Origin of the sequence: Paraburkholderia flava (assembly GCF_004359985.1) — a bacterium.
Classification (GTDB): Bacteria; Pseudomonadota; Gammaproteobacteria; order Burkholderiales; family Burkholderiaceae; genus Paraburkholderia; species Paraburkholderia flava.
In genome coordinates, this window is sequence record NZ_SMRO01000002.1 from 837132 (window position 1) to 852280 (window position 15149).

General features: G+C 63.4%; 12 protein-coding genes. 6 read left to right on the plus strand and 6 right to left on the minus strand.

The window, feature by feature from the left end:
• Window positions 1-6 precede the first annotated feature (6 nt).
• The gene (locus tag E1748_RS15215; protein ID WP_133648036.1) at window positions 7-1842 is read right to left on the minus strand and encodes an ABC transporter ATP-binding protein; all 1836 of its coding nucleotides are present in this window, start codon (window positions 1840-1842) and stop codon (window positions 7-9) included.
• A gap of 722 nt (window positions 1843-2564) precedes the next feature.
• Between E1748_RS15215 and E1748_RS15220 the strand changes: the two genes are divergently transcribed.
• The 3 genes from E1748_RS15220 (at window position 2565) to E1748_RS15230 (ending at window position 5256) form a co-directional block, all read left to right on the plus strand.
• Window positions 2565-3629 carry a glycosyltransferase family 4 protein gene (locus E1748_RS15220; protein ID WP_133648037.1) on the plus strand — a complete coding sequence of 355 codons (1065 nt, stop codon included), beginning with the start codon at window positions 2565-2567 and terminating at the stop codon, window positions 3627-3629.
• A gap of 211 nt (window positions 3630-3840) precedes the next feature.
• Window positions 3841-4677 carry a hypothetical protein gene (locus tag E1748_RS15225; RefSeq protein WP_133648038.1) on the plus strand — a complete coding sequence of 279 codons (837 nt, stop codon included), beginning with the start codon at window positions 3841-3843 and terminating at the stop codon, window positions 4675-4677.
• Window positions 4678-4791: 114 nt separating this feature from the next.
• Window positions 4792-5256: a DUF2214 family protein gene (locus tag E1748_RS15230; protein WP_133648039.1), complete on the plus strand. Its 465-nt coding sequence runs from the start codon at window positions 4792-4794 to the stop codon at window positions 5254-5256.
• Between the two features lie 125 nt (window positions 5257-5381).
• Here the strand turns inward: E1748_RS15230 and gudD are convergent, their stop codons facing one another.
• Complete coding sequence (gudD, locus tag E1748_RS15235) at window positions 5382-6731, minus strand: glucarate dehydratase (RefSeq protein WP_133648040.1); 1350 nt, start codon at window positions 6729-6731, stop codon at window positions 5382-5384.
• Window positions 6732-6777: 46 nt separating this feature from the next.
• Window positions 6778-8172, minus strand: a complete 1395-nt coding sequence (locus tag E1748_RS15240) for an MFS transporter (protein ID WP_133648041.1) — start codon at window positions 8170-8172, stop codon at window positions 6778-6780.
• Window positions 8173-8416: 244 nt separating this feature from the next.
• Between E1748_RS15240 and E1748_RS15245 the strand changes: the two genes are divergently transcribed.
• Window positions 8417-9169, plus strand: coding sequence for a FadR/GntR family transcriptional regulator (locus tag E1748_RS15245; RefSeq protein WP_133648042.1), 753 nt, complete (start codon window positions 8417-8419; stop codon window positions 9167-9169).
• Between the two features lie 159 nt (window positions 9170-9328).
• On the opposite strand, the gene E1748_RS15250 is transcribed toward E1748_RS15245, so the two are convergent.
• The 3 genes from E1748_RS15250 to E1748_RS15260 all read right to left on the minus strand — a co-directional run bounded on the left by E1748_RS15250 (window position 9329) and on the right by E1748_RS15260 (window position 12883).
• Window positions 9329-10939: an aldehyde dehydrogenase (NADP(+)) gene (locus E1748_RS15250; RefSeq protein WP_133648043.1), complete on the minus strand. Its 1611-nt coding sequence runs from the start codon at window positions 10937-10939 to the stop codon at window positions 9329-9331.
• 243 nt (window positions 10940-11182) lie between these two features.
• Window positions 11183-12067, minus strand: a complete 885-nt coding sequence (locus E1748_RS15255; RefSeq protein WP_133648044.1) for a 2-hydroxy-3-oxopropionate reductase — start codon at window positions 12065-12067, stop codon at window positions 11183-11185.
• 165 nt (window positions 12068-12232) lie between these two features.
• The gene (locus tag E1748_RS15260) at window positions 12233-12883 is read right to left on the minus strand and encodes a helix-turn-helix domain-containing protein (protein WP_133648045.1); all 651 of its coding nucleotides are present in this window, start codon (window positions 12881-12883) and stop codon (window positions 12233-12235) included.
• A gap of 239 nt (window positions 12884-13122) precedes the next feature.
• Between E1748_RS15260 and E1748_RS15265 the strand changes: the two genes are divergently transcribed.
• Complete coding sequence (locus tag E1748_RS15265; RefSeq protein ID WP_166653570.1) at window positions 13123-14328, plus strand: alpha/beta hydrolase family protein; 1206 nt, start codon at window positions 13123-13125, stop codon at window positions 14326-14328.
• Between the two features lie 263 nt (window positions 14329-14591).
• On the plus strand, window positions 14592-14963 hold the full coding sequence (locus E1748_RS15270) for a DUF6697 family protein (RefSeq protein ID WP_133648047.1): 372 nt from the start codon (window positions 14592-14594) through the stop codon (window positions 14961-14963).
• The last annotated feature ends 186 nt before the right edge of the window (window positions 14964-15149 follow it).

Sequence of the window (15149 nt, forward strand, 5' to 3'; positions counted from 1 at the left end):
GCGACGTTACGCGACGTGCTGCTCGTCGACCTTCTTGCCGCCGATATGCAGCGTCGTCCCCTTGCCGTACTGCTTCGACAGCAGATCGCGATAAAGGCCCGGCCGATTGCGCAACTCTTCGGGGCTGCCGTCGTCGATGACCTTGCCCGAATTCATCACGATGATCCGGTCGAAGTTGTGCAGCGTCGATAGCCGGTGCGCGATCGCGATCACCGTGCGGCCGACCATCAGCCGGTCGAGTGCTTTCTGGATCGCTTCTTCCGATGCGCTGTCGAGTGCCGACGTTGCTTCGTCGAGCAGCAGGATCGGCGCATTCTTCAGGATCGCGCGCGCGATCGCGATCCGCTGCCGTTGCCCGCCCGACAGTTTCACGCCGCGGTCGCCGACGATCGTGTCGAACCCTTCCGGCATCGCTTCGATGAAGTCCGTGCAGCGCGCTTCGCGGGCCGCAGTGAGCACTTCTTCGCGCGACGCCTCGGGTCGGCCATACGCGATGTTCTCGTAGACCGTCCGATGGAACAGCGAGATGTCCTGCGGCACCAGCGCGATCGCGTGGCGCAGGCTGTCCTGCGTGACCGCGCCGATATCCATCCCGTCGATCTTGATCTGCCCGCCCTGGGTTTCGTAGAAGCGCTGCAGCAGCGCGAGCACCGTCGACTTGCCCGCGCCCGATTTGCCGATCAGCCCGACGCGCTGGCCCGGCTCGATGTGCAGATCGAAATGATCGAGGATCGGCCGGCGGCGCGGGTACGCGAACGTGACGCGCTCGAAGTCGACGCGTCCGCCTTGCGGCACAAGTTCGGCCGCGTCCGAGCGATCGGGCATCCCGTGCGGCTCGAGCAGCGTCTTCACGGCTTCGGCGAGACGCGCGACGTGCTGCGTCACGTCGACCAGCGCGACGGCGAGGTCGCGCGTGCCGTGCAGAATCGTGAAGCCGAGCGAGCTGACCAGCACGATATCGCCCGACGTCGCCTTGCCCTGATCCCACAGCCACAGCGCCCAGCCGAGCAGCCCCGCCGACAGCAGCGCGGTGATCACCGCGTGCAGCAGCCGCAGCTTCTCGAGATACAGCAGGCTCTGCTGCCGCGCATCCATCTCGGCCTTGACGGTCGCGCCGAAGCGCTTCTGCTCGCGAAAGGTCATACCGAACGCGCGCACGAGGCCCATGTTGCTGATCACGTCGACGAGCTCGCCGTCTACCGATGCCGCCTTGGTCGCGAAATGATGGTGGCGCGCGGAGCCGCGTCCGGCGAGCTTGTACAGCACCACCGACAGAATCGCCGAACACAGCAGCAGGCCGCCGGCCATCAGCGGATTGACCGCGATGATCATCACGATCGCGCCGCACACCGCGATACACGGCGGCAGCACGTTCCACGCGGTGGTGTTTTCGGCCGTATAGACCGCGTTCGACGTTGCCGTGATGCGGCTCGCGAGCATGCCGGGCTGTTTCTCCGCGTAATAGCTCGGCGAATGCCCGCTCAGATACTGGAAGAGGTCGCGCCGCAGGTCGCCCGTGACGGCGACGAACGTGTGCGCGGCAACCCAGCCGCCGACCCGCCACAGCATGTTGTCCGCGGCGATCAGGCCGACGAGGATCGCGAACGCGGTCCACAGCGGCCCCGGATGATGCCGGCCGGTGCCGAGCACGTCGATCAGATGCTTGATCGCGTACTGCGACGCGAGCGCGCAGCCCACCGCGGCGAGCACGCTGCACAGCACGATGGCATGCGACACCGGATGACGACGGATGAAGCGGAAAAGAAACGCAAGCGGCCGGTCCGCATAGCTCGCGAGCTTTGCGTTGCGGGCGTTACGCTGTGCGATGGTCAAATGTTCCAATTGATCGTGAAGTCGGAGTGGGGCGGTTAGCGATGCAGCGTCATCGGTTGCGATGCGCGTGCAAGACAAGTGAATGTTTCGGCATTGTAAATACGCAAAAGCTATTCCGCATGCGGAATGTCGCCCGGACGACAGCCTTCTTCGTCAGTCACGACTTGCGAGCCTCGTTTGCTGGACAGATCCTGCGGCCCGACGTTCGCGTAATCACCAATTTTCAGATAGCAAACAAGTTATAATTACAGATTGCATTCGGCGCTCGTCGTGTGCTGCAGATTGTGCAACGGTTCCCGGAAGTCAACCTGGCTCGCCAGGGGCCTCTCGGCCGCAGGTCATTTCTCTCGCAGTGCAGCGAACGTGATACCAATGTAAAACTCCGTTGTAAAACAAGGGTTTGCAAAATGTTGCGCCTTTGTAACAACGTAAAGTTTTTGAAATGTTGCGCGCCGCGGAAGCGGTGGGGCGCGGATAATGCGCTCTCGGTCAGCCCGCCGCGAATTTCAGGATGTTTGTCAACGGGTGTTCATGCCAGGCGTTTACGCCGGGATGGGCAACCTGGCAGATGTCGACCAGTGTGGGTGTCCTTGCAAAGCGATCTATCGCAGGGTTTCTCGGGGAATCAGGCCCGGCCGGCTTCCACCGGCCATACCGCCGTAGCGAGCAAGCGAATCGCTTTTACCAACCGCTGTACTTTTGCCTGATTTTTTTACGAGGAGTTCTCCATTATGCGAATCGCTCAAATTGCTCCGCTGCACGAAGCGGTTCCGCCGAAGCTGTATGGCGGTACCGAACGCGTGGTGTCGTACCTGACCGAAGCGCTGGTCGAACAGGGGCATGACGTGACGCTCTTCGCGAGCGGCGATTCGCAGACTTCGGCGAAACTCGAAGCGTTCTGGCCGCAGGCCTTGCGTCTCGACCCGACCATCCGCGACACGATGGCCCCGCACATGCTGCTGCTCGAAGAAGTGCGCCGTCGCGCGGACGAATTCGATGTGCTGCATTTCCACATCGACTACTACCCGTTCTCGCTGTTCTCGCGTCAGCCGGTCCCGCATCTGACCACGCTGCACGGCCGTCTCGACCTGCCGGAACTGCAACCCATCTTCAATACGTTCAACGACGTGCCGGTCGTGTCGATCTCCGACAACCAGCGCATGCCGTTGCCGCAGGCGAACTGGGCATCGACCGTTTATCACGGTCTGCCGGAAAACCTGCTGACGCCGCTCAAGGACACCAAGCCGGGCTACCTCGCGTTCCTCGGCCGTATCTCGCCGGAAAAGCGTCTCGACACCGCGATCCGCATCGCGCAGCAGGCAGGCATGCCGCTCAAGGTCGCAGCGAAGCTCGACAAGGCCGACCGTGCCTACTATGAAGAAGTCATCAAGCCGCTGATGTCGCTGCCGCACGTCGAGTACATCGGCGAAATCAGCGAAGGCGAGAAGGCCGAATTCCTCGGCGGCGCGCACGCGTTGCTGTTCCCGATCGACTGGCCGGAGCCCTTCGGTCTGGTGATGATCGAAGCGATGGCCTGCGGCACGCCGGTGATCGCGTTCAAGCGCGGTTCGGTGCCGGAAGTGATCGAAAACGGCGTGTCGGGTTTCGTTGTCGAAGACGAAATCAGCGCGGTTGCCGCTGTGAACCGTCTGCACACGCTGCCGCGTGAAACGGTGCGCAAGGCATTCGAAGCGCGTTTCTCGTCGAAGGTGATGGCGAAGAACTACGTCGCCGTGTACGAAGAGCTGCTGCGTCAGAAGCGTCGTACGGTGCTGCGCGAAGTCAACGCCGGTTAATCGGGCAGGCGGCCAGCCAGGCCGCAAAGCTGTCTCACAACGCCCCGCATGCGGGGCGTTGTTGCATCTGCGCGTCGGAAGGTGGGGCGAAACGACGCGGCGCACGCGAAAGCCGCCGTTTCGTGTGCGGTGACGGTGGGCTTGCGTTGCAATATCCCTATAATGGCCGTGCCGCAGACGGGCGGTACTGCCGAAGACACAGGAGGATGCTTTGCCGAGAACGAAAGAGACGCGCGCGAACGCGGCGCCCGGCGCCGGCATGCTCTTCGCGCTGCGCGCCATCGGTCTCGTGATCCTGGCTCGCTGGCTGTTCTCGATGTCGCAGATGGACCTGCTCAGCGCGTTGTCGGGCATGGCTTCGTCGCCGTGGGCGTGCATCAATCTCGTGTTCCTGTTCCTGCTGATCTTTCTGCCCGGCGCGCGTGCGCAGGCGGAGCGTCCGTTTCATCCGCTGCCGCAATGGCTGCGGCAGGCGCTGCGGTTTTTCGCGTTTCTCGGATTCGTTTTTGCGCTGTGGTCGATCGGTGCATTCGTGCTGACGGCCGGCTGGCGCCGCACGGTGAATACGGTCGCGGCGACGAACGGCTGGCTCGTGGCCGCGCCCGCGATGTATGCAGCCGTGTTGTGGATCTGCCGGCCGCGCGCGCTGTGGCGCACGAATATCGCGGCGCGTCGTTTCGCGATCGGTCGTTACGCGATTGCACTTGATACGGCGACGCGCACCGTGATCGTCTGGGCCGAGAGCCGCAAGCTCGGGCAATACGATGCACGTGAACTGTCCGTGCGCTGGCCGGCGGGGCAGGGGCCGGTGGCTACATCGGAAGAGCCTGTCGCCTCCGTCGCACCGGTTGCCGCAAACGTAGGTTCGTCCACTGCCGCGCGATTCAGTCCGTTCTACTGGCGACGGAGTCAGAGAGTCGAACTGGTGTGGGATTCGCCGGCCGCTGCCGGACATAATCGTCAGAGCGTGTTTCGTGCGCCGCTGGCTACCGAAGGCGATCGCGCGGCTGCACGTGCACTTGATACGACGCTGCGCCAGACCGTCTAGTCTCGCGTCGTTTGCTGTGGTTTATGACGGAACCTCGGAATAGAGGTCGCCGCATCGTACGGCGCGCGACTGAAAAATCTACATCGACCATATCGCGTTTTTCAAGGAGTCGCCATGCTGATTCGCTGGTTGCTTGCCGCTATCCATCTGCTCGCCTACGGCTTCGCTCTCGCGTCGATCCTTCGACGTAGCGTCGCGCTTCGCCACTGTTCAACGCCCGCCGGTCTACCGCCCGTTTTTCATGCGGACAGCGGTTGGGGTATCTCGGCGCTTGTGTTGATCGTGACCGGTGCGATGCGTGCGTTCGGCGGTTATGAGAAGGGCACGGAGTACTACCTGCACGAACCGCTCTTTCACCTGAAGATGACCGCGCTGGTGCTGATCCTGTTGCTGGAAATCGCGCCGATGATCGGCTTGATCCGCTGGCGCATCGTGTTGAAGAAGGGCGGCACGCCCGACCTCAGCCGCGCGAAACGGTATGCGGGTATCGGTGTGGTGCAGGCGGTGCTGCTGGTGCTGATGGTGTTTGCTGCCAGCGGAATGGCGCGTGGGATTGGGCTGCCTGCTGACGCGGTATAGAAGTGGGTTTAGTCGCAGGGGCAGGGTAGTCATACACCGCACACCCCAGCAAACGACAGAGGCCCGAAACCTCCAAGGTTCCGGGCCGCTTCTCCATCGCAACCGCGTCAACAACAGCCCGCCAATCAACGCACGAGACAAGGCCGCTTGTTGTCGAACGTCCAGTTCGGGATCAGGTACTGCATCGCGATACCGTCGTCGCGCGCACCGAGGCCGTGTTCTTTATACAGCTCGTGCGCCTTGGCCAACTCGTCCATATCGAGCTCGACACCGAGGCCGCCGCGCGGCGGCACGTCGACCATCCCGCCGACAATCTTGAACGGCTCGCGCGTGAGACGCTGACCGTCCTGCCAGATCCAGTGCGTATCGATCGCGGTGATCTTGCCCGGCGCCGCAGCCGCAACATGCGTGAACATCGCGAGCGAGATGTCGAAGTGGTTGTTCGAATGCGAGCCCCACGTGAGGCCCCACTCGTTGCACATCTGTGCGACGCGCACCGAGCCCTGCATGGTCCAGAAGTGCGGATCGGCGAGCGGAATGTCGACCGACTGCAACTGGATCGCGTGACCCATCTGACGCCAGTCGGTTGCGATCATGTTGGTCGCTGTGCGCAGGCCGGTCGCCCGGCGGAATTCCGCCATCACTTCGCGGCCCGAGTAGCCGTTCTCCGCGCCGCACGGATCTTCCGCGTACGCGAGCACGTCGTGCTGATCGCGGCACAGGCGGATCGCTTCGGCGAGCGACCACGCGCCGTTCGGATCGAGCGTGATGCGTGCTTCCGGGAAACGTTCGGCGAGCGCGGTGACCGCTTCGATTTCTTCGTCGCCGGCGAGCACGCCGCCCTTCAGCTTGAAGTCGTTGAAACCATAGCGCGCATGCGCGGCTTCCGCGAGACGGACGACCGCTTCGGGATTCAGCGCGACTTCGGTACGCAGACGCGTCCAGTCGTCTTCGTCGGTGCCGTTTGCGTACGGCAGGTCGGTCTTGTTGCGATCGCCGACATAGAACAGGTAGCCGAGCATCTCGACGCGCTCGCGCTGCTGCCCTTCGCCGAGCAGTGCGGCGACCGGCACGTCGAGGTGCTGGCCGAGCAGGTCGAGCAGCGCCGCTTCGAGCGCGGTCACTGCGTGAATCGTCGTGCGCAGGTCGAAGGTCTGCAGGCCGCGGCCGCCCGCGTCGCGATCGGCGAATTGCCGGCGCACGGTGTTCAGCACGTTGTTGAAACTGCCGATCGACTGGCCGACCACAAGCGGACGCGCATCGTCGATCGTCTGACGGATCTTTTCGCCGCCCGGCACTTCGCCGACGCCGGTGCGTCCGGCGCTGTCCTTCAGGATCACGATGTTGCGTGTGAAGAACGGCGCGTGGGCACCGCTCAGATTCAGCAGCATGCTGTCGCGGCCGGCGACGGGGACGACGCGCAGCTCGGTGATCTTCGGCGTGTCGTTGGAAGGCGTGACGGTGGATGCGTTCATGATGGGCGGCAAGGAAGCAAAAAAGGAGACGACGGATAAGCGAAAATTAAGCCGGGAGCAAAGAGTCCTTGAGTTCGACGCGCTTGATCTCGCCGACGACGAACAGATAGCACGCGATCGCGATCAGCGCATTCGCGCCGACGAACACGAGCGCGGCGGCGAACGAACCGGTGCCTTGCACAAGGTAGCCGATGACGATCGGCGTCGTGATGCCAGCGGTGTTGCCGAACGTGTTGAACAGCGCGCCGCACAGACCGCTCGCCTGTTTCGGCGCGGTATCCGCGACGACGGCCCAGCCGAGCGCGCCGATACCCTTGCCGAAGAACGCGAGCGCCATGATGCCGACGACGATCCACTGCGCGTCGACGTAGTTGCACGCGATCATGCAGGTCGACAGCAACATGCCGGCGACGATCGGCACCTTGCGCGCGAACGTGGTCGAGTGGCCGCGACGCAGTAGCGCATCGGAGATCACACCGCCGAGCACGCCGCCGAGAAAACCGCAGATCGCCGGAATGGCCGCGACGAAACCGGCCTTCAGGATCGACATGTGACGTTCCTGCACGAGGTAGATCGGAAACCACGTGAGAAAGAAATAGGTGAGCGTCGTGATGCAGTACTGGCCGATGAATACGCCGAGCAGCATGCGGCTTTTCAGCATCTCGCGGATGCACGCGCCGGTTCTGACCTGCGGCGTGGCCTTGGGGCTTACGCTGCGGTTTGCGTCTCGTCGGCGGTCGAGATCGACGAGGCCGCCGCCTGCTTCGATGTACTGGATTTCGAGTTCGTTCGCGAGCGGATGTTCTCTCGGCGTATAGACGGTTTTCAGCCACAGTGCCGCGATCAGCACGCCGATGATGCCCATCACGGTGAACACGTGCGGCCAGCCGAACGCGTGCGTGATCCAGCCCATCAGCGGCGCGAACATCACCGTCGCGAAGTACTGCGCCGAATTGAAGATCGCCGATGCGGTGCCGCGCTCAGCGGTCGGAAACCAGGTGGACACGAGGCGGCTGTTGCCCGGAAAGGCGGGCGCTTCGGCGAAACCGATCAGAAAGCGCAGCACGAACAGCGTGGCGACGGCTGCGGCCACGGTGAGGCCGGCGACCCAGCCCTGCATCATCGTGAGAATCGACCACACGAAGATGCTGACCGCGTACGTGCGCTTTGAGCCGAAGCGGTCGAGCAGCCAGCCGCCGGGCAACTGAGCGATCACATAGGCCCACGCGAACGCGGAGAAAATGTAGCCCATCGAGACCGGCGAGAGGCCGAGCGAGCGTTGCATCGCGGTGCCGGTGATCGACAGCGTCGCGCGATCCGCGTAATTCAGCGTGGTCACGAAGAACAGCATGAACACGATCAGGTAACGGACTTTCGTCGCGCGGCGCAGTGGCGGGGCGGTTGTGTCGAGCGGCTGTTCGCGTGTAATCGGTTCGGTCATGTCGATGTTGCCGGGCCGGGGCGCCGGCTGTCTCCTTGAGGTGCGCGGCGACAACGGGCAGCCGGGCGGTGTGTCTGTCGGAAGCCCGCATGGATGACGCGGCCTGGGCCGCCTGATGTCCGGAAATACGGGTAACGAAATTTCCGGGTAAATCATCAGTCATCGGACGACATCTGGCGCAGTATAATGAATCGTGACTGACCGCTCAAACCCCGCGTAAACCCTATTACAAGCGAACGCCGCCATGTCTGTGCCCACCCTACCCGCCGCGCCGCGCCGCCGTGCACGCAGTCTCGCGCAAGAGGTCGTCGATGCGCTCACTGCGCAAATCGAAGCCGGCGCGCTGCGGCCCGGCGACAAGCTGCCGACCGAAACCGAAGTGATGGTCGCGCAGGGCGTGAGCCGCACGGTGGTGCGCGAGGCGATCTCGCGGATGCAGGCGAGCGGCCTCGTCGAAACGCGGCACGGCATTGGCAGTTTCGTGCTGGACCGCGTGCATAGTTCAGTTGGTATCGACCCGGCGACGATCACGACGATCCGCGACGTGCTCGCGATTCTCGAAGTGCGGATCAGCCTCGAAAGCGAATGCGCAAGTCTCGCTGCGCAGCGCGTAACCGAGGACGATCTGGTCACGCTGCAACGCTCGCTCGATGCAATTGCCGCAGCGGCAAGAGCCGGCAGCGACACCGTCGCGCTCGACTACCAGTTTCATCTGCAGATCGCACGCATCACCGGCAACCGTTATTTCGTCGACATCATGTCGCAGCTCGGCGCTACGCTGATTCCGCGAGCGCGCGTCAATTCCGCGCGGATCGCCGGCGACGATGCGGAGCACTACATGGCGCGACTCGCGCACGAACACGACGACATCTACGAAGCGATCGCACGACGCGATCCGGAGGCGGCGCGTGCCGCGATCCGCACGCATTTGACGAAAAGCCGCGAGCGGCTGCGTCGTGCGAACGAGGCGGCAGAGGGCAGCAAAGCAGGCGACTAAACGCGCGGGCTTCACGCGTCGATATCGACGTGATGCGCAGCGACATGGCGTCGTCGGACGTCTTATAAAAAACAACGCCATCGGCGGCGCGGCTCAAACGATGTCTGGCCGGCTGCCGATGGCGTCGCAGAACGGATTAACCGTCCGCGCTAACGTTCGTTAGCGCTTCGCCAGTGCGCCATCGTGCAGGCGCCACAACTCCAGCGGATTCTCGTCGCGCAGCGACAGCGGCAGCAGTTCCGCAGGCAGATCCTGATAGCAGACCGGTCGCAGGAACCGCTCGATCGCGGTCGATCCGACGGAGGTCGCGCGGCTGTCCGACGTGGCCGGGAACGGGCCGCCGTGAACCATCGCGTGGCAGACCTCGACGCCGGTCGGATAACCGTTCGCGAGAATCCGTCCTGCCTTGCGTTCGAGAACCGGCAGCAGACGGCGGGCGAGTGAGGCATCGCCGGCATTCGCGACGTCGAGATGCAGCGTCGCGGTCAACTGTCCCTGCAGATGTTCGGCGACACGCAGCAGCGTCGCTTCGTCGCGGCAACGGATCACCGTCGCTGCCGGGCCGAACACTTCGTCTCCGAGTGCGGCTGTGTCGAGGAACGTCTCGGCTTCGCACACGAACAGCGCACCTTGCGCCTGGTTCGGTCCAGCGGCGGCCGGTCCTTCTGCTGCCAGCGACACGCCGTTCAATTCCCGCAGATGCCCGATGCCGTCGCAATACGCCGCGTGAATGCCGGACGTGAGCATCGTCTGCGCGGGTTTGCCGGCGAGCGCGTCACGCGACGCCGAGATGAACGCGTTCAATGCATCGCCTTCGAGCGCGATCACGAGGCCGGGGTTCGTGCAGAACTGGCCAGCACCCAGCGACAGCGAATCCACGAAGCCGCGCGCGATCGCGTCGCCGCGTGCGGCGAGCGCAGCGGGCAACACGAAGAACGGATTGATGCTGCTCATTTCCGCGTACACGGGGATCGGCTCCGGCCGTGCAGCCGCGGTGCGAACCAGCGCGAGGCCGCCGTTGCGCGAGCCCGTGAAGCCGACTGCCTTGATCGCCGGATGCGCGACCAGTGCCTCACCGACCTCGTTGCCTGCACCGACGATCATCGAGAACACGCCTTCCGGCAAGCCGCATTGCGCGACCGCACGCTGCACGACGCGACCGACCATCTCCGACGTGCCGAGGTGCGCGCGATGCGCCTTCACGACCACCGGACAACCTGCCGCCAGCGCCGATGCGGTATCGCCGCCGGCCACCGAAAACGCGAGCGGAAAATTGCTCGCACCGAACACGGCCACCGGACCGAGCGGCACGTTCTGCTTGCGCAGATCGGCACGCGGCAGCGGCTTGCGATCGGGCAGTGCCGGGTCGAGCGTTGCGTCGAGCCAGCGGCCGTCGCGCACGAGCGACGCAAACAGTTTCAGCTGACCGACCGTGCGACCGCGCTCGCCTTCGAGCCGTGTCTTCGGCAAACCGCTTTCCGCATGCGCGCGTTCGATCAGCGCGTCGCCGAGTGCGGCGATGCCGTCGGCGATCGTTTCGAGCAGACGGGCGCGCGTCTCGAGCGACGCGGCGCGGTAGTCGTCGAATGCGGCGGCGGCGAGCGAGCAGGCGCGCGCGACGTCTTCGCGTGTGCCGCTGTGGAACGCGGGGGTGTCGATCGGGGCGTCGGTGGCGGGATTCAGCGCACGCAGCGGTGCGCCGCTGCCGCGCACCGCCGAGCCGCCGATCAGCATTTCGCCGGTCAGCGAAGCAGGGGACAAGTCGGACATTAGGGGGCCTCGTTTCAGTTCTGGAAGGGGATGGCGGCCCGCGTATTGCCGGCCAGAGGGAGTCGTGCTCGATACATCAGTCATCGTACATCATTGGCTGAATCGCAGCAATGCGGGCTTCCCCTGAAGGTAACTGACCTACGCTGCAGCCCCTATGGATATGGCGTGCCGCTTGGATGGTGAAGAGGGTACGGCGGAGAAGCCCGGCAAGACATCGTATGTCTTGCCGGGCCGGACGGCCGTTCAGGCGACCGTGTGATTGGCCATCAACTCGAGTGCTTTAACGAGCGCCGAGTGGTCGAGCTGGCCGGCGTCATTGGCGCTGCACAGGTTGAACAGCTGCTGACAGCTCGCGGTGTGCGGCAACGGCACGCCGAGCGCTTTCGCGCCTTCGAGCGCGAGCCCGAGATCCTTGCGATGCAGTTCGATCCGGAAGCCCGGGTCGAACGTGCGCTTGATCATCCGCTCGCCATGTACTTCGAGAATCCGCGACGACGCGAATCCGCCCATCAACGCCGCGCGCACGCGCGCCGGGTCCGCGCCTGCTTTCGACGCGAACAGCAACGCCTCGCCGACCGCTTCGATCGTCAGCGCGACGATGATCTGGTTCGCGACCTTGCAGGTCTGCCCGGCACCGACGTCGCCGATGAGCGTGATGTTCTTGCCCATCAGTTCGAACAGCGGCTTCACGCGCTCGAACGCGGTTTCGCCGCCGCCGACCATGATCGTCAGCGATGCGGCCTTTGCGCCGACTTCGCCGCCCGACACCGGCGCATCGAGATAGTCGCAACCGAGCGCCGCGATCTTCGCGGCGAAGTCCTTCGTTTGCAGCGGCGCGATCGAGCTCATGTCGATCACGGTCTTGCCTGCGCTTAAGCCTGCGGCGATGCCGTTGTCGCCAAACAGCACGGCTTCGACATCGGGCGTGTCGGGCAGCATCGTGATGATGACGTCGGCCTGCTGGGCGACTTCCTTCGGCGACGCACACGACGTTGCGCCGCCGTCTTTCAGTTCAGCGGGCAATACGCCGCCGCGCTTGTACGCGAACAGCGTGTGGCCGCCTGCCTGCAGATTGCGCGCCATCGGTGCGCCCATGATGCCGAGTCCGATAAAGCCGATCTTTGCCATGATTGTCTTCCGTGCGAATGCGATGGGAGTGAGGGGCGAGGGAGTGTGGGATGCGGGAGCCGCATGCTCGCAAGCATAAGCGCGGCTCGCGAGACGTGCAGCTTCGCGGTCCGTGAGCGTGAAGGGAAGATGGCACGCACGAAGGGGCGCGCAGGTACGGAAGAGTTAGAAACGCAGCGTCGGGTCGCGACCCATCAGGACCACGAGGATCTCGGTTTCGTCGGGTTGCTGCGTGAAATATGCGTGTGGCGTCGCGCTGCCGAAGAGCACGCTTTCCCCGGCCGTCAGCGTAGCCGGCTCCTTTCCCTCGAAGCTCAGTTCGAGGCTTCCCGACAGCACGTAGCAGAACTCCATGCCGGCATGTCCGGCGAGTCCGCCCGCGTCCTCCACGCTGGTGGCATGAACGCGCATCAGCAGTGGCATCAGGCCGCCGGTATTTCCCCTATGCAGTAGTGAGTAGCTGTAGGGGATATCGGCGAGACGGGTGAACGCAATGTCGTCGAGACGCGAGATGCTGACCGCCGAAGGCGCCCGCGACGGCGCAACGAGCATGTCCTGCCAGTCGAAGCCGAGTCCCTCGACGATCTTGTAGAGCATCCCGAACGTCGGCGACATCTTGTTCGTTTCGATCCGCGACAGCGTGGCTTCCGGCACGCCCGTCAGCCGGCTGGCATCCGTCAGCGACAGATCTCTCGATTTGCGCAGGTGCCGCAGGCGCTGGCCGATCGCGTCGGCGGGGATCCGCGACGAAGGCTTTCTGGCGGCCGGAGCCGGTAGCGTCGCGAGAATCGACGCGACACGCGATTTTCTGTTCATCGGTTGTCTTCCTTGCCGCTTCGCCCGGTCTGCTCACCGCGCATCATTAATTTACGTATATGTAACAAGAAATTCATTGAAAAACAATCGTCTAAATAAGAAATAGTCAATTGTTTGTGAGTGCATTCGAAGTTGACTAAAGTGGTCGACGGGAGCGGAATTCTGCTCCCTGGTGGCCTGCGGAGCCACGGCTTCCGCACGCGCTGATTTTTACATATATGTAAAAAAGGATGAGCATCATGTCGACACAAGCTTCGTACGGGCGGTTCCAGAAAGAAGGTTGGGTGCAGTGGCCGGCGGAATCCGAACTGAGTTTTCAGTTCGCGCGCACGTTGGGCGGTGCGCAGGAAGGGGCGAGCCTGATCAGCGAGTGCTTCGCGGCCGCGTCGAAGATGACGCCCGGCGACACGGAGAGCTGGTATCGCGAATGGCAGGCGCTGGCGAAGACCAGCGAACGGCGCGCGAACGACGCATTCGCAGCGCAGCGCTTTCGCACGGCATCGAGCAACTGGCTGCGCGCGGCGAACTACTACCGCTCGTCGGAGTTCTACCTTGCGCACGACGATCCGCGGCGTCTCGATACATTCGACAGCGTCGAGCGTTGTTCGCATCGCTATCTTGCCGGGTTGACGCCGGCGGGAGAGGTCGTCCGGATTCCATACGAAAACGGCACGCATCTCGATGCGTATTTTCTGCCGTGCGCGGAGAAGAGCATTCGCTCGCCGGTCGTGATCGCGTTCGGCGGGCTCGATGAATACAAGGACGAACTGCTGCACGAAATGCCCAAGCATGCGCTGACACGCGGGATGTCGCTGCTGCTGGTCGACATGCCCGGGCAGGGCGGGACGTTGCGTCGTCAGAAGCTCGCGAATCGTCCGGATACCGAGGTGCCGGTCGGCGCCTGCGTCGACTATCTGTTGACGCGCGCTGACATCGATCCCGCGAAGATCGCACTGTATGGCGCGAGTGTCGGTGGAGTGTATGCGGCGCGTGCGGCATCGTTCGAGAAGCGCCTCGTCGCGGCCGTATCCGATTCCGTGATGTTCGACATGTCGTCGCTGTTCGAGGGCTGGCTTGCTACGCCGGAGCGATCGATCTGGCGTCATCTGAAGTGGGTGTTCGGCCGCGAGACGATCGAAGGGGTGGTGGAGAAGGCAAAAGCGTTCCGTCTCGAAGGCGTGATCGACAACATCAGCATCCCTTATCTGGTCTTGCAGGGCACCGAGGACTGGCTCGGGCTGAAGACAGCGACGGACACTTACGACTACGCGAAAGCGCACGGAGTCGACGTGGAACTGAAGCTGTTCGACCCTGCGGAAACGGGTGCGGCGCATTGCCAGGTCGATAACCCGACGTTGGGTCAGGAGTTCATTTGCGACTGGCTGGCTGCGAAGCTCGGTATCGACCAGGGTGCAGCGCGCGTGCGTGTGTCGGCACTTGCGTGAGTGGATTCGCAGTCGCGTGTTGGTGCGTTATCGCTGTTCGTCGGACGTAGCGTAGCGTTGCGTCTGGCGAACAGGCTGGCGCGGTCGCGCTTATCGCCCTGCACCGCGTCGTCGTCAATGCCGCATAAACGACCGCAAATGGATTCATCGATTCGTTTACCCAAACCGCCTCATTCTTTGCAAGCATTTGAGACGAAGCTCGCTACGATGCCTGCGCCTGGCGTTGCAGTTCTGCTGCTGACGCCTTTCTCAGGAGCGACACCATGTTTCAGACAGGACGCGAGTATTCGCGCGAAGACATTCACAGGATCACCGGCGGTTGCAAGCAAGCGTTCTTGCCCGTCAAGGACGGCAAGGTCGTTGCCGCCCGACTCAGACCGGATCTGAACCCGCATGCACCCGATGCGATCGTCTGCGACGGCAGCGCCGCCTCGCGAGCAGCCGGACGACGGCTGGCGCGCCAGACCGATCCCATCCCGGTGTTCATGCGCACGGCGACGGATCGCTTCAAGTATGTCGGTGACTACGTCGTCGTCGAGTCACTGACCGCGCCGGTCGATTACGCACCGTATGTGCAGAACAGCAGTTTCACGATCGGACAGATTTCGCGTGTGCTGCGGATGAAGCGCTGTTGAATGCATGGCCGGCATCGCGAGTGGCGATGCCGGTTCATTGGCGCGTTTGATAATGCAGTAGCTGTCGTGCTTGTAGTACCGGAAGAGCGTACCTGTCGCATTGATCGGGAGTCATCTGCCCGACGCGCTGCGCAACGATGCGATTCTCGTTCTGTCCGCATACCGGTTCAAATCATCTTCTTAAGA